Origin of the sequence: Mesorhizobium sp. M0088 (assembly GCF_040322895.1) — a bacterium.
Classification (GTDB): Bacteria; Pseudomonadota; Alphaproteobacteria; order Rhizobiales; family Rhizobiaceae; genus Mesorhizobium.
The window spans coordinates 158690-174518 of the sequence record NZ_JAMYUI010000001.1 but is presented as its reverse complement, the minus strand read 5'-3'; the positions used below and the strand labels follow the sequence as shown (position 1 = coordinate 174518).

Here is a 15829-nt window from a genome sequence, read left to right as displayed (position 1 = left end):
AAGTTTGGCAGACATCAAGGGAATATTGTTCGACAAGGACGGAACGCTTGTCGACTTCAACGCCACCTGGCTCGGCATTGCCGATTTCATGGCCATGGATGCGTCCGAGGGCGATCGCTGGAAAGCCGACAGGCTGCTGGCCGCCGCCGGCTTCGATTTCGCCAACAAGCGCTTCAAACCGGACTCGATCTTTGCGTCCGGCACCAATCTCGACGTCGTCGAATTGTGGTTCCCGCGCCTGTCCAACGAGGACCAGATGCTTGCGGTTGCCCGCTTCAACGAAATCACCTCAATACAGGGCTCGACAATGGCTGTGGCATTGCCCGGCATCGTCGACACGCTGACGGCACTGCACAGGAAGTCCTACCGGCTTGGCGTCGCCACCAACGATTCGACCAGCGGTGCGGAAAAGACGCTGGTCACGCTCGGCGTCGCCCAATTGTTCGACGCGGCCTATGGCTATGACGCGGTGGCCAATCCCAAGCCGGCGCCCGACACGATCCTGGCCTTCAGCGATCTCACCGGCCTCAAGCCGGCGGAAATCGCCATGGTCGGCGACAACAGGCACGACCTCGAAATGGCGCGTGCCGGCGGCTGCGGGCTGGCGATCGGCGTGCTCTCCGGCACCGGCACCCGCGAATCGCTGGCCGGCATTGCCGACGTTGTTCTGGATTCGGTCGCCGACCTGCCGGACTTTCTTTCGGCGCGGGTCAAGGAGACGATCTGATCCGGCGCCGGGGCAAAATCAACTTGGGCTTTCCCGCCAACGGCTGAGATTGGTGGAAAGCGGGCAGATTTCGGGGAAGCAGCTCAGGAAGCAGACGTGCAGTTCGCTCGCTTCGTCTGTCATGGGCCGTGACCCGACCGGCAGCTTTCGGGTTGAAGTTTTCAGCAAGCGGACGATCCGCAGTCGAGCCCCAACTCGCCGGGACCTAAATGCATGCCGGATCAAGCGTCCCATAGCGTCAAACTATCTGATCAAACTGACGCTCAACGAGGTCGCCGCAGCATCGGGATGAGCGTCGGCGACGAACCGACCTGGATCGCGCCGAGCGGTTCGAAGCCGTGCCGCTGGTAGAATGATATGTTGCGCGGGTTCGAGGATTCCAAATAGGCCGGCGCGTGATCGCGGTCGCACTGCGCGAGTGCGTACGCCATCAAGGCATCGCCGTGACCTTCGCCTTGATGCGCCGGGTCGACGCCGATCAGGGGCAAGTACCAATGCGGTTCGGTCGGGTGGTACGTGGCCATCTGCTCGAATATGGCCGCGGTTTCAGGGGCGAGAGAGGATTCAACCGTGCTCTCGAGCACGGCGCCAAGCTCTTCCTCGTCGGAATGCACGCCGGGCGGCAGCCACAGCGCCGTCCCGGCGTAGCCGTCGGTGCAAAAGGCGCTTCCGTTAGAGAATGCCCTGCGCCCGAACGCGCGGGCCATTCGCGGCATGGCTGCAAGGTACGGGTGTGCATGCGGCCAGGTCCACCGCGCCATAGGGTCCGCTGCAAACGCCAGCACGATTATCTCGACCGCTGAATCTTCATCGGCTGCGGCCATAACTCTCACTGTCGGCGATTTCACGCTGCCCTCCTGACGTAGGTGGTTCGACGAGGCGCCCGCGCCCGTTCTCAGCCACGCATCGTAACCCGGATGGAGTGGGAGCGATACCGGTTGCTGTCGGCTCAGCGGTTCTGGAAAAGCTGAAGCGTCCTCCTGATCACCACCGATGTCCGCTTCTGGAGGACGGCAGGGGCCAACAGAATAATCGGGATCAGGCGCAAAACGGCCAACGCGATGCCGCAGTCGAATGTCTGCTTCAGGTAACGGCCAGCAACGTCGTTGCGGCAAAGATGGAGGTCGAACCCGGTCATTCCGAGTGACTGGGTTTTGATCTCAGCGCCAGCGGTCATCCGCCTCGAAGGAAAACACACCGCTCGGCTTGCTCGCGGCACCCTTCGCGTCGCCGAAATCCGGCACCTGATATTCGGCGAGCAATCGCAGCCGGGACAGCGGCAGGTCGTTGCGACGGGGATCGCCGACCAGCACGTCGATGCCGGCTGCCAGGCAGCGGTCGAGGAACGGGATGACGCGTAAAGCAACGTCGCGCCCGTAGAAAACATCGCCTGCGAGCACGAGGTCAACTGCCGGCGGCGGGCCGGCGGTGATGTCTTCGCCTATTATAGTGATGGCAACGCCGTTGGCGGCCGCGTTGAGCTCAAGAGCGGCAACGCCGTTGCGGTCGATCTCGGCGGCGATGACGTCGCGCGCACCGGCCTTCGCGGCGGCGATGCCGACAAGGCCGGAGCCGGCACCAAGGTCGAGCACCCGGCGTCCCGCCACGGTTGTTGGATGGTCAAGGACATAGCGTGCGAGCACGGTGCCGCCGGCCCATGCATAGGCCCAGTAGGGCGGTTGTGGCTCCGGCGCGTCTTCCGCATCGTCTTCGGGCTCGACGAGCCGCCTCAATCCGCTGCCGGGGTGAGCCGTGTAAAACCGGATTTCTGGAAGCGCAGGCACGGGGACAAGGCGCATGTTCGCCTTGATGAACGTCGCCGGGTCGAAGCGCGAGCACCGATCCGGCGCATCGTTGTCGGCAAGATCGTCGTCCACTATTCGCGCAGCGCTCGCCGCAGGATCTTGCCGACCGGTGTCTTCGGCAGTTCGGTTCGGAATTCGATGTATCTGGGCCGCTTGTAGCCGGTCAGGTTCTCGCGGCAAAAGGCGGTCAGTGCCTCGGCGGTCAGCGCCGGATCCTTCTTGACCACGAACAGTTTCGGCACCTCGCCCGAATGCTCGTCCGGCACGCCGATCGCCGCCACTTCGAGCACGCCCGGATGCATGGCCACGACTTCCTCGAGCTCGTTGGGATAGACGTTGAAGCCCGAGACCAGGATCATGTCCTTCTTGCGGTCGACGATCTTGGTGTAGCCGCGTTCGTCCATAAAGCCCATGTCGCCGGATTTGAAGTAACCGTCCTTGGTCATCACCTTGGCGGTCTCATCGGGCCGGTTCCAGTAGCCCGCCATCACTTGCGGCCCCCGGATGCAGACCTCGCCGACCTCGCCGAGCGGCAAATTGTTGCCGTCGTCGTCGCGTATGGCGATCTCGGTCGAGGGCAGCGGCAAGCCGATCGTGCCGGTGAAGTCGCCGGCGGTGAACTTGTTGGCGGTGGCCACCGGCGAGGTTTCCGAGAGGCCGTAGCCTTCGGTGACCGAACAACCGGTCAGCGTCTTCCAGCGTTCGGCGACGCCCTTCTGCACCGCCATGCCGCCGCCCAGCGTCAGCACCAGCGGTTTGAAGTCGAGCTTGCGGAAATCCTCGTTGTTGAGCAGCGCGTTGAACAGCGTGTTGAGGCCGGGAAAGATGTGCACCGGATATTTCTGCAGTTCCTTGACGAAGCCGGGAATGTCGCGCGGGTTGGGAATGAGCACATTGCGGGCGCCTTGCTGCATGCCCATCAGCGCGTTCACCGTCAGCGCGAAGATGTGATAGAGCGGCAGCGCGCAGATGAAGTTGGGGTGCGCCGGTTTCGGCTTGATCGTGTAGGCGTCCTCCATCCACTGCGCGTTCTGCGCGACATTGGCGAGCACGTTGCTGTGCAGCAGCGTGGCACCCTTCGACACGCCCGTGGTGCCGCCCGTATATTGCAGGAAGGCGACATCGCCGGCTGCCACATTGGCCGGCTTGAAGCCCATGCCGGCGCCGGCTTTCATGGCCGCATTGAACTTGACATGGCCGGGCAAGGACCATGCCGGCACCATCTTCTTCACGCGGCGCACGACGAAATTGACGATGGTGCCCTTCAGGCCGCCGAGCATGTCGCCCATCGCGGCGACCACCACATGCTTGACCGCGGTCCTGGCGATTACCGCCTGCAAGGTGTTGGCGAAGTTCTCCAGGATGACGATGGCTTGCGCACCGGAATCCTTCAGCTGATGTTCGAGCTCGCGCGGCGTGTAGAGCGGATTGATGTTCACCACGACATAGCCGGCGCGCAAGACGGCCATCATCGCCACCGGATATTGCAGCACGTTCGGCATCATCAGCGCGACGCGCGCGCCTTTCTGCAGGCCCTTCGATTGCAGGTAGGCGCCGAAGGCCGCCGACAGCCGCTCGACATCGGTGTAGCTGATGGACTTGTCCATGCAGGTGAAGGCCGGCTGCGCGGAAAACTGCTTGCAGGCGGCGACGAGGAAATCGCCGATCGAGCTGTAGGGCAGGGCGCCGATCTCCGCCGGCACGTTTTTCGGATAGCTCTTGAGCCAAGGCTTTTCCGGCAAGCCGGCGGCCAGCGCCGTCAATGCTTTCGGCAATCGGTTGGCGGTGGCGGCGGTCGGCCTTGCCGCCGGTGGGGCCTTCACCGCCGCCGCAGCCTTCGACGCCGGCCTGACAGCAGGCTTTGCCGCACCCGCTTTACTCCCCGGTGCCGTCTTTCCGGCCGCAGCCTTGGCCGGGGCTTTCACCGCCGGCTTTGTGCTTGCCCTTACGGGCGTCGCGGCCGCCTTCGGCGTGGCGGCTTTGGCAACGGGTGCTTTCGGCTTGGAAGTACCGGCTGCTTTCGACGGCGCCTTGGCTCCCGCTTTCACCGTCGTCGTCCTTGATGCTTTTGCCACCCGTTCCTCCCTGGACAAGTTTGTTCATTCGCGCCGCGCTCGCCCCTGAATTGACCTCGCCTCTGAATTGACAAGGGCGCCCTCCGCTGCGGCCGTTATACCCTATGTATTGCCTCCCTTGGTGACCGTGCAAGTCTTGCCCTTGCGGCAACACGGCGAAAGATTTGCCGTCGAAAGTCCTTGCCGCCGCCGGCGCTGCCAAATGGTGTCCTGGCGCATCCCTCGGCCGCTCGGAAGCGCGGGGAACATTTATATCGTCAGCTTGGCGATCAATAAAAAAATGCGGTTGTTAATAATCTCGTGAATGGAAGAAACTGCTAATTTTTTCTGCAATCTGGCAAAATAGCGGATTTTTTTCCTGCTTCCCGCGGGGTAAGCAAACGGGGTGTTCCAAAGCCGGAAAAACGGTGCTTATATGCGCGCTTCGCGAGCCTGATAGAGGGGCTTGGAAGAACATCAGGGAGTGCTCAATGAATAAGAAGCTGACTTTTGCAGCCGCGTTGCTGGCTGCAAGCGTCCTGGGCGGCGTGGCCAATGCGAAAACTCTGGTCTACTGCGCGGAAGCTTCGCCGGAGGGTTTCGATCCGGCGCCGTATACCGCAGGCCAGACGTTCGACGCGTCATCGCGCACCGTCTTCAACCGCCTTGTCGAATTCGATCACGGCAAGACGACGACCTCGCCGGGCCTGGCCGAGAGCTGGACGATCTCCGACGATGGCAAGGAATATGTCTTCAAGCTGCGCAAGGGCGTCAAGTTCGCCGCGACCGACTATTTCACCCCGACGCGCGACTTCAACGCTGACGACGTGGTGTTCTCGTTCGAACGCCAGGTCGACAAGAACGGCCCTTGGTTTCAGTACATTCCGGGCATTGCATACCAGTATTACAATGACCAGTTCGGCGAAAACATCGCCAAGGTCGAGAAGGTCGACGACCTGACGGTGAAGTTCACCCTCAAGGAGCCGGCGATCACTTTCATTCCAACGCTGGGCATGGATTTCGCTTCGGTCGTCTCCAAGGAATATGCCGACAAGCTGCAGGCCGACAAGACGCCTGAGCTGTTCAACCAGAAGCCGATCGGCACCGGTCCGTTCATCTTCGTCGACTACCAGACCGACGCCGCCATCCGTTACAAGGCCAACCCGGACTATTGGGACGGCAAGCAGAAGATCGACGATCTGGTCTTCGCCATCACCACCGATCCGGCGGTGCGCGCGCAGAAGCTCAAGGCCGGCGAATGCAACATCATGTCGTACCCGGCACCGGCCGACATCGCCGGCCTGCAGGCCGATCCGAACCTGAAGGTCGAGGAGCAGGAAGGCCTCAATGTCGGCGCGCTGATGTACAACACCCAGCAGAAGCCGTTCGACGACGTGCGCGTCCGCAAGGCGCTCAACATGGCCATCAACAAGAAGGCCATCATCGACGCCGTCTTCCAGGGCGCCGGGCAGGTGGCGATCAATCCGATCCCGCCGACCATGTGGTCCTACAACAAGGAAGTGAAGGACGATCCTTACGATCCGGATGCGGCCAAGAAGCTGCTTGAAGAGGCCGGCGTCAAGGACCTCAAGATGAACGTCTGGGCCATGCCGGTGTCGCGCCCGTATATGCCGAACGCGCGCCGCACCGCCGAACTGATCCAGTCGGACTTCGCCAAGGTCGGCGTCACCGTCGAGATCGTCAGCTACGATTGGGGTGAATACCTCAAGCGCGCTTCCGCGGTCGATCACGACGGCGCCGTCATCGTCGGCTGGACCGGCGACAATGGCGATCCGGACAACTTCCTCGGCGTGCTCCTGAGCTGCGCTTCCGTCGGTTCGAACAACCGCGCGGAATGGTGCAACAAGGACTTCGATGCGCTCATCAACAAGGCCAAGACCGTTTCGGATCAGGCCGAGCGCACCAAGCTCTATGAACAGGCACAGGTCATCTTCAAGGAACAGGCACCCTGGGCGACGCTCGCTCACTCCAAGGTGTTCATGCCGATGCAGAAGACCGTCACCGGCTTTGCGATGGATCCGCTCGGTATCCACCGCTTCGACGGCGTCGATATCGCCGAATAAGGTTGCGAAACGGGGGCGCCACCATGTGGTGACGCCCCCACTCGCCCGCCATGCTGCGTTATATCCTCGGCAAGCTCGCCCTCATCATCCCGACCTTCATCGGGATAACCATCCTCGCCTTTGGCTTCGTGCGCATCCTGCCCGGTGATCCGGTGCTGGTGCTTGCGGGCGAACGCGGCCTGTCGCCCGAACGTCACTCGGCGCTGATGCACCAGTTCGGTTTCGATCTGCCGATCTGGCAACAATATCTGACTTATCTGATGAATGTGCTGAGCGGTGATTTCGGTACCTCGTTTTCAACCAAGACCCCGGTGCTCAAGGATTTCCTGGTTCGCTTCCCGGCAACGGTCGAGCTCGCCATCTTCGCCATGATCTTTGCCGTTGTCCTGGGTGTCGCCGCCGGCATCTTCGCCGCCATCCGCCGTGGTTCCTGGTTCGACCAGCTGACCATGGGCACGGCGCTGGCTGGCTATTCCATGCCGATCTTCTGGTGGGGCCTGCTGCTGATCATCGTGTTCTCTGGCACGCTGCACTGGACGCCGGTTTCCGGCCGCATCGACCTTCTCTATTTCTTCAAGCCGGTGACCGGTTTCATGACCATCGATTCGCTGATCTCGGGCCAGAAGGGCGCATTCCGCTCGGCACTGTCGCACCTCGTCCTGCCCACGATCGTGCTCGGCACTATCCCGCTCGCAGTCATCGCCAGGCAGACGCGCTCGGCGATGCTCGAAGTGCTGGGTGAGGACTATGTCCGCACCGCGCGTGCCAAGGGCCTGGCGCCGCGCCGCGTCATCGGCCTGCATGCCTTCCGCAACGCGCTGATCCCGGTCGTCACCACCATCGGCCTGCAGGTCGGCACGCTTTTGACCGGCGCCATCCTGACCGAGAGCATCTTCTCCTGGCCCGGCATCGGCAAATGGATGATCGACGCCATTTCCAAGCGCGACTATTTCACCGTGCAGGGCGGGTTGCTTTTGATCGCGCTGATCGTCATGTCGGTGAACCTCATCGTCGACGTGCTCTACGCCGTCATCAACCCACGCATCCGGGCCAACTGACATGAGCAACGAAGGCCCAGCCACCATCGAAGCCGCGACCGTCGTCAAGCCGCAGGACGCCAGGCTGCAGATGTTCGGCGAGTTCTGGCACTACTTCTCCGTCAACAAGGGCGCGGTGATCGGGCTCTTCGTCTTCGCGCTGCTGATCCTGATCGCCATCTTCGCACCGCTGCTGGCGCCGCATTCGCCGGACGATCAGTTCCGCGACTTCTTCCTGACGCCGCCGGCCTGGCAGGAAGGCGGCAACGCGCAGTTCCTGCTCGGCACCGACGCTGTCGGCCGCGATATGCTGTCGCGGCTGATCTACGGCTCGCGGTTCTCGCTCGCCATCGGCTTCGTCGTCGTCACGTCAGCACTGATCTCCGGCGTCATCCTCGGCCTGCTCGCCGGCTACTGCCGCGGCTGGGTCGACACGCTGATCATGCGCATCATGGACATCATCCTGGCCTTCCCGTCGCTGCTGCTGGCCCTGGTGCTTGTCGCGGTTCTCGGCCCTGGCCTCGTCAACGCCATGATCGCCATCGCCTTTGTGCTGCAGCCGCATTTCGCCCGGCTCACCCGCGCCGCCGTGATGGCCGAGAAGACCCGCGAATATGTCGTCTCGGCCAAGGTCGCCGGGGCCAGCCATCTCAGGCTGATGCTGGTCACCATCCTGCCCAACTGCATCGCGCCGCTGATCGTGCAGGCGACGCTGTCCTTCTCCAACGCCATCCTCGAGGCGGCGGCCCTTGGCTTCCTCGGCATGGGCGCGCAGCCGCCGACGCCGGAATGGGGGACCATGCTGGCCGAAGCGCGCGAGTTCATCCTGCGCGCCTGGTGGGTGGTGACCTTCCCGGGTCTCGCCATCCTGATCACCGTCTTCGCCATCAACCTGATCGGCGACGGCCTGCGCGACGCGCTCGACCCCAAGCTGAAGAGGTCGTGAGCATGCCTCTGCTCGAGATCAAGAACCTTACCGTTTCCTTCGACACCGCGGCCGGACCGTTCATGGCCGTGCAAGGCATCGACCTCTCGATCGAGCCGCGCGAAGTGCTGGCGATCGTTGGCGAGTCCGGTTCCGGCAAGTCCGTGGCGATGCTCGCGGTGATGGGCCTGTTGCCCAACACGGCAACCGTCAAGGCAGACCGCATGGCCTTCGACGGCGTCGATCTCCTGAAGCTCAGCCCGTCCGAACGCCGCAAGATCGTCGGCAAGGACATCTCGATGATCTTCCAGGAGCCGATCGCCAGCCTCAATCCGTGCTTCACCGTCGGCTTCCAGATCGAGGAGGTGCTGCGCTTCCATATGGGTATGGATCGCGCTCAGCGGCGGGCCCGCGCCATCGAATTGATGAAGCTGGTCGGCATCGCCGATCCGGAAGAACGGCTGAGCTCGTTTCCGCACCAGATGTCGGGAGGCCAATGCCAGCGCGTCATGATCGCCATAGCCATCGCCTGCAATCCGAAGCTGCTGATCGCCGACGAGCCGACGACGGCGCTCGACGTCACCATCCAGAAGCAGATCCTCGATCTGCTGGTTTCGCTGCAGGCCAAATACGGCATGGGCCTGATCATGATCACCCACAATATGGGCGTGGTAGCCGAGACCGCCGATCGCGTCATCGTCCAGTACAAGGGCCGCAAGATGGAAGAGGCCGACGTGCTGTCGTTGTTCGAATCGCCGAAAAGCAATTACACGCGTGCGCTGTTGTCGGCGCTGCCGGAGAACGCCGTCGGCGACCGGCTGCCGACCGTTTCCGACATGATGTTCGAACCGGCCCCCTCTGCTGCGGGAGCCGCCTCATGAGCACCACGGTCCTCGAAGGCAAGAACATCGTGCGCGACTACCACATCGGCGGCGGCCTGTTCACCGGGCCGCGCACCGTGCACGCGGTCAAGGGCGTCTCCTTCAAGGTAGACAAGGGCAAGACGCTGGCCATCGTCGGCGAAAGCGGCTGCGGCAAGTCGACGCTCGCCCGCATCATCACGCTGATCGATCCGGCGACGTCAGGCGACCTGTTCATCGACGGCAACAAGGTCGACATCGCCAAGGGCGGATTGACCAAAGAGATGCGCCGCAAGGTCCAGATCGTCTTCCAGAACCCCTATGGATCGCTCAATCCGCGCCAGAAGATCGGCGACGTGCTGGGCGAGCCTCTGCTGATCAACACCGACAAGCCGGCGGCCGAGCGGCGCGACCTTGCGATGAAGATGCTGAAGAAGGTCGGCCTCGGCCACGAGCACTACAACCGCTATCCCCATATGTTCTCGGGCGGCCAGCGCCAGCGCATTGCCATTGCCCGCGCGCTGATGCTCAACCCGAGCCTGCTGGTGCTGGACGAGCCGGTCTCGGCGCTAGATCTTTCCGTGCAGGCACAGGTGCTGAACCTTCTCGCCGACCTGCAGGACGAGTTCCAGCTGACCTATGTCTTCATCAGCCACGATCTGTCCGTGGTGCGCTACATCGCCGACGATGTGATGGTGATGTATTTCGGCGAGGCGGTCGAATACGGCTCGCGCGACGAGGTCTTCGCCGACCCCAAGCACAGCTACACCAGGACGCTGTTCGCCGCGACCCCGCGTGCCGACGTCGCCTCGATCAAGGCAAGACTGGCGAAGAAGAAGGCGGCTTAACGTCTCTTCGTCATCCTAGGGCGGAGCGGCGCGAAGCGTCGCGCAGACCCTAGGATCCATGCCGTTACCTCAGCCGAAGGGTGCAGCGGAGCAGAATTCTGCACCGTGGCAACACTCGAACATCACGGCATGGATCCTCGGGTCTGCACTGCGTCGCTACGCTCCTTGTTCCGCCCGTGGATGACGACGCTGGAGAGGCCGCCTCTCACGACAGCTTCGCGATAATCGCGCGCAGTGCCTCGCCGAAACGGTGGATCTCCTCGACCGTGTTGTAGTGGACCAGCGAGGCCCGGATGGCGCCGCTGTCCATTGAGAGGTTGAGACGCTTCATCAGTCGCGGCGCATACATATGGCCGTCGCGGATGCCGATCTGCATCTCGGCCATTTCCTCGACGACCCGCTGCGGCGACAGTGTGCCGATGTTGAAGCAGAAGGTCGGCACACGCTCAGTGATGCGGGCCTCGTCGGCAACGCCGTAGATGGTCGCGCCGCAACCTTTCAGCACGGCCAGCATCTCACGCGCCAGCACCAGCTCATAGTCGCGGATGGCGCCCATGCCGGCGACGATGTTGTCGCGCCGCGAGCGGTTGTTGGACGGCGCCAGATTGCGGCCGATCAGTTCGAGATACTGCACGGCGGCATCCATCCCCGAGACGTTCTCGTAGATGAAGGTGCCGGCCTCGACCTTGTACGGCGGCTCGTTGGGGATGAAATCCTCGCGGAAGGTCGGCAGCCGCTTCAGCGTGTCGAAGCGGCCCCACAGGAAGCCCATATGCGGCGAGAAATTCTTGTAACCGGAGCAGACGAGATAGTCGCAATCCCAGGCCTGCACGTCGATCAGCCCGTGCGGTCCGTAATGCACGCAGTCGAGGAACACTTCGGCGCCGGCCGCATGTGCGATCTCGGCCACCGCGGCGACATCGACGATCGAGCCGATCGAATGCGCGGTGACCGTGCAGGCGACGAGGCGGGTGCGGTCGGAAACCAGCGGGCGCAGATCGTCGACATGCAGATTGCCGTCCTCGCGCATGCGCCACCATTTGAACTTTGCACCGGCGGACTCCAGAGCCAGCCAGGTCGCGATGTTGGCATCATGGTCCATGTCGGTGATGACGATCTCGTCGCGCTCCTGCAGCATCTGGCCGATGCCGAGGCTGACCAGGCGGATGAACGAGGTGGCGTTCATGCCGAAGCAGATTTCCGCCGGGCTATAGGCGTTGATGAGCAGCGCGACGCTTGTCCGCGCATCGGCGACCGACTGGTCGACAGTGACGCTGCGGCCATAACGGCCGCCACGCTGCACATTGTGCGAAACCAGATGGTTGGTCACCGCGTCGAGCACGCTCTGCGGAATTTGCGCGCCGGCGGCATTGTCCAAAAAGATGAAGTCGCCGGCCTGCTGCAGGGCTGGAAACATGGCGCGGATGGCGTCGACGGGGAACGCGGTGGCATTCGCATTGTCGGTTTGATGCTTGTTCACGGGGTAGGCTCCTGCGGAGGACTTGGGCGGGGTGGGATCGGTTGACGAGGTCAGCGCTTCTTCTCGGTCTTGAAGCGCTCTTCAAGCAGGCTGACGAGGCGGACCATCGGCCAGAGAAAGATGAGATAGACAAGGGCTGCGCCGATCAGCGGCGAGGGGTTGGCGTAAAGCGACTGCGCGTTGGTCGCTTCCTTCAAGAGTTCCGGCAGCGCCACGGTCGAGGCGAGCGAGGTGTCCTTGAACATCGAAACGCAGTTGCTGGTCATCGGCGGGATGACGACGCGGATCGCTTGGGGCAGCACCACTTTGCGCAAAGTCAGGAGGAACGGCAGGCCAAGCGCCTGCGACGCCTCGAATTGGCCACGCGGAATGCTTTCGATGCCGGAGCGGAACACTTCTGCCGAGTAAGCCGACATGATGAAGGCGAAGGCCGTCACCGCCGAGGCCCAGGACGACAGGCGTATGCCGAGGAAGGGCAGCGCGTAGTAGATCAGGATCAGCACGACCAGCACCGGCAGGGCGCGGAAGATGTCGGTGTAGCCGACCGCGAGCCAGCGCAGCGGCTTCGGCGCATAGAGCCGCACCAGGCTGATCCCCAGGCCGATGGGGATCCCGATGCCGATGCTCAAAATGCCGAGCAGCAGCGTGTTCAGGAAGCCGCGCAGCAGCGCCGGCAGGCTGGACATGATGACGTCGGGGTTAAAGAAGGTATCCAGCAGCGACATGGGAGCGTTCCCGAACCCGAGAGCAATCATGCTCAGGTTAAAACCAATATGCCTCGCAGATGGCGAGGCGGTCGGCGCGGAAGCCGGCGCTGGAGCATGAAATGAATCGTGCCGGCCTGGAAAGCCGGCACGATGTCAGCGCAGCTTTCAGCTCAGGCCTTCGGCAGCGGCATTTCCTTCATGGTCGAAGAGTCGGCGGGCGCGTCGCTGCCGAACCACTTCTTGTGGATCGCGGCCAGCGTGCCGTCCTTCTTCATCGCGCTCAGCGCATCGTTCAGCTTGCCGAGCAGCGGGTGGTCCTTGGTCATCATCAGGCCGTATTGCTCACCGGTCTTGATGCGCTCCTTGACGACCAGGTCCTTCATCTTGGTGAAGGAATACTCCATGCCCGGAATGTCGCTGACGGCCGCATCGACGCGGCCGGCGCTGAGGTCGAGCAGCAGGTTCTGCTGCGTGTCGTAGCCCTTCACGTCGCTGAAGCCGCCGGCTTCCTGATGCGCCTTGACCCAGGTTTCGCCGGTCGAGCCGGACAGCACGCCGACGATCTTGCCCTTGAGGTCGGCCTCGGCCTTGATCGGGCTGTCGGCCTTGGTGGCGATGCCCATGTCTGAATCATAATAGGGCTGCGTGAACGACTGTGACTTCAACCGCTCCGCCGTGATGGTGATCGACGAGATCGCGACGTCGATGCGCTTCGAAGTGGTGGCGGCAAACAGCGCCTGGAAGCCGAGATCGGCGATGTCGGTGGTCATGCCGATGCGCTTGGCGGCTTCGTTGACGATGTCGACTTCAAAGCCTTCGAAAGTGCCGCTCTCGTTCTTGTACTCGAAGGGTGGATTGGTCGGGTAGGCGCCGACATTGAGCACATCGGCGGCATAAGCGGTGGCGGGGCCGGCGGCGATGCCGATGGCGGCGGCGAGAAGAAGCAATTTGCGACGTGTGAAGCTCATTTGTGTTCCCTCTGTTGTTGATCGGGCGGGTTGCTCCCGCACGGTTTTTGCCGCCCCGCACCGCAGGGCGTCAATTCATGGCAGCGACCAATGCGGCCATGGTTGGCGACGTTTTTTGTTGCAGATCGCGGATCTGCGCGCGCACTTCATCGAAGGCATGGCGCGCATTGGATGATGACTGGGACAGTATGAACGACAAGAACTGAGACTCCCACCCGGAGCACCCACGATGGACTGGCCGGCACGATGGACTGGTCTGCACGATGGACTGGCCGGCAAGCCCGTCCGGCAAGGCAATCGCCATCGACTGTGGAATGCTTATCCAAAGTGCGGCGCTTTTCAAGGCGAAAGTTTTAAGCTTAAAAAGCTGCGGTGTCGGTTGCGTGGCGGACACCGTGCGGCCCGCTGGAACCGATACCCGCGAGCGATGGCGACCCGAAGCTATTTCAGGCTTGAAATATCTCGGCGCGGGCCTAGCGTGTGCTCTCTCGCCGGGAGGTCGCGACATGAACAAACCACACCCTTTGCACGGCCCGAACAGATTGAAGCTTGGCGTCTTTTCGACCAATGCCGATGGCGGCCTTGCTATCACAGACGTTCCGGAACGCTGGACGGCGAACTGGCAGGACAATGTGACCGCGGCCCAGATCGCCGACCGCGCCGGGCTGGAGTTCATGCTGCCGATTGCGCGCTGGCGCGGCTTTGGCGGCCGCAACAAGGTGCGGGAATGGTCGTTCGAGACCTTCACCTGGGCGGCGGCTCTTGCCATGGCCACCGAACAGATCGGGCTGTTCATGACCGTGCATGTGCCGCTGGTGCATCCGCTCTATGCCGCCAAGGCGCTGGCGACGGTCGACCATATCAGCCAGGGCCGCGCGGGCTTGAACATCGTCTGCGGCTGGAACCCGAAGGAATTCGGCATGTTTGGCACGCCTTTGGTCGAGAAGGGCTACGATCAGGCGGCCGAATGGATCGAAATCCTGGAAAAGCTTTATGCCTCGGCCGAGCCGCTCGACTATGAGGGCACCTATTACCGCCTCAAGGAAGCCGTCAGCCGGCCGGCCAGTCTGCAGGTTCCGCGCCCGGTGACCATGAACGCCGCCTTCGGTGGGCCGGGCCGCGATTTCGCCGCCGCCCGATGCGACTATCTGTTCACGACCTTTTCCGAAATGGGCGATGCCGGCAAGCATGTCGCCGATATCCGCGAACGGGCCGACAAGGCAGGCCGCGACGTAGGCGTCTACACGGTTGCGCATGTCGTCTGCCGCCCGACGATGGAAGAGGCGCAGGCCTATTATAACAGCTATGCGGTCGATATGGCCGACCACGATGCGGTCGATGCTCACATGGCCGGCAAGAAGGAATTCTCGCAGTCGCACGACCCGCACGCCTATGACCGCTACCGGCAACGCTTCGCCGGCGGCGCCGGCACCTACCCGCTGATCGGAACGCCGGAAACGATCGCCGCCGACATGGCCGCCATTGCCGGGCATGGCTACCAGGGCATCGCGCTGTCCTTCGTCAACTACACCAGGGAGTTGCCCTATTTCTGCGATCACGTGCTGCCGATTTTGAGACAGGCGGGCCTTCGCGCATAGTAGCTTTGCTCCGGGAAGCGGCTGCCTGTTGGCGGTCAGGGATTTCATCATCAGTTTAGGTAGAGCATTCGGAATTTGCCGAAGCCTCCCCAACTTCGTCATCCACGGGCGGAGCAGGAGCGAAGCTCCGTCGCGGAGACCCGAGGATCCATGCCGCGACATCGGCCAGCAAGTGCGACGGAGCAGAACCATGCATTGCTGCAACGCTTTGAGGTCCCGGCATGAATCCTCGGGTCTGCGCCGCGTCGCTTCGCTCCTTGCTCAGCCCGTGGATGACGAAGCGAGGGGCGTTTACTCCGGACGAACGAACTCCCTATTCCGGGATGACGGCAGTTGCCTGGATCTCCACCTTGGCGCGATCCTCGACCAGCGCCATCACCTGCATGGCGGCCATCGCCGGAAAATGCCGGCCGATCACCTCGCGATAGGCCTCGCCGATGCCCCTGAGGTTGGCCAAATACTCGGCCTTGTCGGTGAAATACCAGGTCATCGAGGTGATGTGCTGCGGCCCGGCACCGGCTTCCGCCAGCACCGCGACGATGTTCTCGAGCGTCTGTCGCACCTGGCCAACAAAATCGTCGGTTTCGAATTGGCATTGCCCGTTCCAGCCGACCTGTCCGCCGACGAAGACGAGCTGTCCGCGCGCCGCGACGCCATTGGCGTAGCCGACAGGTTTTGCCCAGCCTTCCGGCTGCAGAATCGTATGCATTCAAAACCTCCCGGTATTCCAAAAACC

At 62.7% G+C, this 15829-nt stretch carries 16 protein-coding genes; 7 read left to right on the top strand and 9 right to left on the bottom strand.

The window, feature by feature from the left end:
- The first annotated feature begins 4 nt into the window (after window positions 1-4).
- On the top strand, window positions 5-727 hold the full coding sequence (locus NKJ67_RS00810) for an HAD family hydrolase (RefSeq protein WP_352580130.1): 723 nt from the start codon (window positions 5-7) through the stop codon (window positions 725-727).
- 263 nt (window positions 728-990) lie between these two features.
- Here the strand turns inward: NKJ67_RS00810 and NKJ67_RS00805 are convergent, their stop codons facing one another.
- The 4 genes from NKJ67_RS00805 to NKJ67_RS00790 all read right to left on the bottom strand — a co-directional run bounded on the left by NKJ67_RS00805 (window position 991) and on the right by NKJ67_RS00790 (window position 4607).
- Entirely contained in the window at window positions 991-1575 is a 585-nt protein-coding gene (locus NKJ67_RS00805) for a GNAT family N-acetyltransferase (protein WP_027039657.1), read from the bottom strand.
- Between the two features lie 101 nt (window positions 1576-1676).
- Window positions 1677-1904, bottom strand: coding sequence for a hypothetical protein (locus tag NKJ67_RS00800; protein WP_352580129.1), 228 nt, complete (start codon window positions 1902-1904; stop codon window positions 1677-1679).
- The gene (locus NKJ67_RS00795; RefSeq protein WP_352580128.1) at window positions 1888-2604 is read right to left on the bottom strand and encodes a class I SAM-dependent methyltransferase; all 717 of its coding nucleotides are present in this window, start codon (window positions 2602-2604) and stop codon (window positions 1888-1890) included. Before NKJ67_RS00795 ends, NKJ67_RS00800 begins: the two co-directional genes overlap by 17 nt.
- Window positions 2604-4607 (bottom strand): long-chain fatty acid--CoA ligase, encoded by a 2004-nt coding sequence (locus NKJ67_RS00790; protein WP_352580127.1) that lies wholly within the window; start codon window positions 4605-4607, stop codon window positions 2604-2606. The genes NKJ67_RS00795 and NKJ67_RS00790 overlap by 1 nt, the downstream gene beginning before the upstream one ends.
- A 470-nt stretch (window positions 4608-5077) precedes the next feature.
- Here NKJ67_RS00790 and NKJ67_RS00785 point away from each other — a divergent pair, with 470 nt between their 5' ends.
- The 5 genes from NKJ67_RS00785 to NKJ67_RS00765 all read left to right on the top strand — a co-directional run bounded on the left by NKJ67_RS00785 (window position 5078) and on the right by NKJ67_RS00765 (window position 10340).
- On the top strand, window positions 5078-6670 hold the full coding sequence (locus NKJ67_RS00785) for an ABC transporter substrate-binding protein (RefSeq protein WP_352580126.1): 1593 nt from the start codon (window positions 5078-5080) through the stop codon (window positions 6668-6670).
- Between the two features lie 50 nt (window positions 6671-6720).
- Entirely contained in the window at window positions 6721-7728 is a 1008-nt protein-coding gene (locus NKJ67_RS00780; protein ID WP_128309340.1) for an ABC transporter permease subunit, read from the top strand.
- A 70-nt stretch (window positions 7729-7798) separates the two neighbouring features.
- The gene (locus NKJ67_RS00775; RefSeq protein ID WP_224618710.1) at window positions 7799-8653 is read left to right on the top strand and encodes an ABC transporter permease subunit; all 855 of its coding nucleotides are present in this window, start codon (window positions 7799-7801) and stop codon (window positions 8651-8653) included.
- A 2-nt stretch (window positions 8654-8655) separates the two neighbouring features.
- Window positions 8656-9513: an ABC transporter ATP-binding protein gene (locus tag NKJ67_RS00770; protein ID WP_127290121.1), complete on the top strand. Its 858-nt coding sequence runs from the start codon at window positions 8656-8658 to the stop codon at window positions 9511-9513.
- Window positions 9510-10340, top strand: coding sequence for a dipeptide ABC transporter ATP-binding protein (locus NKJ67_RS00765; RefSeq protein ID WP_023811483.1), 831 nt, complete (start codon window positions 9510-9512; stop codon window positions 10338-10340). Before NKJ67_RS00770 ends, NKJ67_RS00765 begins: the two co-directional genes overlap by 4 nt.
- 205 nt (window positions 10341-10545) lie before the next feature.
- Here the strand turns inward: NKJ67_RS00765 and NKJ67_RS00760 are convergent, their stop codons facing one another.
- The 4 genes from NKJ67_RS00760 to NKJ67_RS00745 form a co-directional block, all read right to left on the bottom strand.
- Window positions 10546-11820, bottom strand: a complete 1275-nt coding sequence (locus NKJ67_RS00760) for a cysteine desulfurase-like protein (RefSeq protein WP_352580125.1) — start codon at window positions 11818-11820, stop codon at window positions 10546-10548.
- 50 nt (window positions 11821-11870) lie between these two features.
- On the bottom strand, window positions 11871-12545 hold the full coding sequence (locus tag NKJ67_RS00755) for an amino acid ABC transporter permease (protein ID WP_023811481.1): 675 nt from the start codon (window positions 12543-12545) through the stop codon (window positions 11871-11873).
- A 152-nt stretch (window positions 12546-12697) separates the two neighbouring features.
- Entirely contained in the window at window positions 12698-13495 is a 798-nt protein-coding gene (locus tag NKJ67_RS00750; RefSeq protein WP_128309303.1) for an ABC transporter substrate-binding protein, read from the bottom strand.
- Window positions 13496-13565: 70 nt separating this feature from the next.
- Window positions 13566-13889: a hypothetical protein gene (locus NKJ67_RS00745; protein ID WP_352580124.1), complete on the bottom strand. Its 324-nt coding sequence runs from the start codon at window positions 13887-13889 to the stop codon at window positions 13566-13568.
- A gap of 112 nt (window positions 13890-14001) precedes the next feature.
- On the opposite strand from NKJ67_RS00745, the gene NKJ67_RS00740 reads away from it, so the two are divergent.
- Window positions 14002-15093, top strand: coding sequence for an LLM class flavin-dependent oxidoreductase (locus NKJ67_RS00740; RefSeq protein ID WP_292337692.1), 1092 nt, complete (start codon window positions 14002-14004; stop codon window positions 15091-15093).
- Between the two features lie 313 nt (window positions 15094-15406).
- Here NKJ67_RS00740 and NKJ67_RS00735 read toward each other — a convergent pair whose 3' ends face one another.
- Window positions 15407-15802, bottom strand: a complete 396-nt coding sequence (locus NKJ67_RS00735) for a RidA family protein (protein WP_292658655.1) — start codon at window positions 15800-15802, stop codon at window positions 15407-15409.
- Between the last annotated feature and the right edge of the window lie 27 nt (window positions 15803-15829).

Bases quoted from the DNA above. Each gene is read 5' to 3' on its own strand.
- NKJ67_RS00800 (WP_352580129.1), bottom strand. From the start codon at position 1,904: ATGACCGCTGGCGCTGAGATCAAAACCCAGTCACTCGGAATGACCGGG.
- NKJ67_RS00785 (WP_352580126.1), top strand. From the start codon at position 5,078: ATGAATAAGAAGCTGACTTTTGCAGCCGCGTTGCTGGCTGCAAGCGTC.
- NKJ67_RS00780 (WP_128309340.1), top strand. From the start codon at position 6,721: ATGCTGCGTTATATCCTCGGCAAGCTCGCCCTCATCATCCCGACCTTC.
- NKJ67_RS00775 (WP_224618710.1), top strand. From the start codon at position 7,799: ATGTTCGGCGAGTTCTGGCACTACTTCTCCGTCAACAAGGGCGCGGTG.
- NKJ67_RS00770 (WP_127290121.1), top strand. From the start codon at position 8,656: ATGCCTCTGCTCGAGATCAAGAACCTTACCGTTTCCTTCGACACCGCG.
- NKJ67_RS00765 (WP_023811483.1), top strand. From the start codon at position 9,510: ATGAGCACCACGGTCCTCGAAGGCAAGAACATCGTGCGCGACTACCAC.
- NKJ67_RS00755 (WP_023811481.1), bottom strand. From the start codon at position 12,545: ATGTCGCTGCTGGATACCTTCTTTAACCCCGACGTCATCATGTCCAGC.
- NKJ67_RS00750 (WP_128309303.1), bottom strand. From the start codon at position 13,495: ATGAGCTTCACACGTCGCAAATTGCTTCTTCTCGCCGCCGCCATCGGC.
- NKJ67_RS00740 (WP_292337692.1), top strand. From the start codon at position 14,002: ATGAACAAACCACACCCTTTGCACGGCCCGAACAGATTGAAGCTTGGC.
- NKJ67_RS00735 (WP_292658655.1), bottom strand. From the start codon at position 15,802: ATGCATACGATTCTGCAGCCGGAAGGCTGGGCAAAACCTGTCGGCTAC.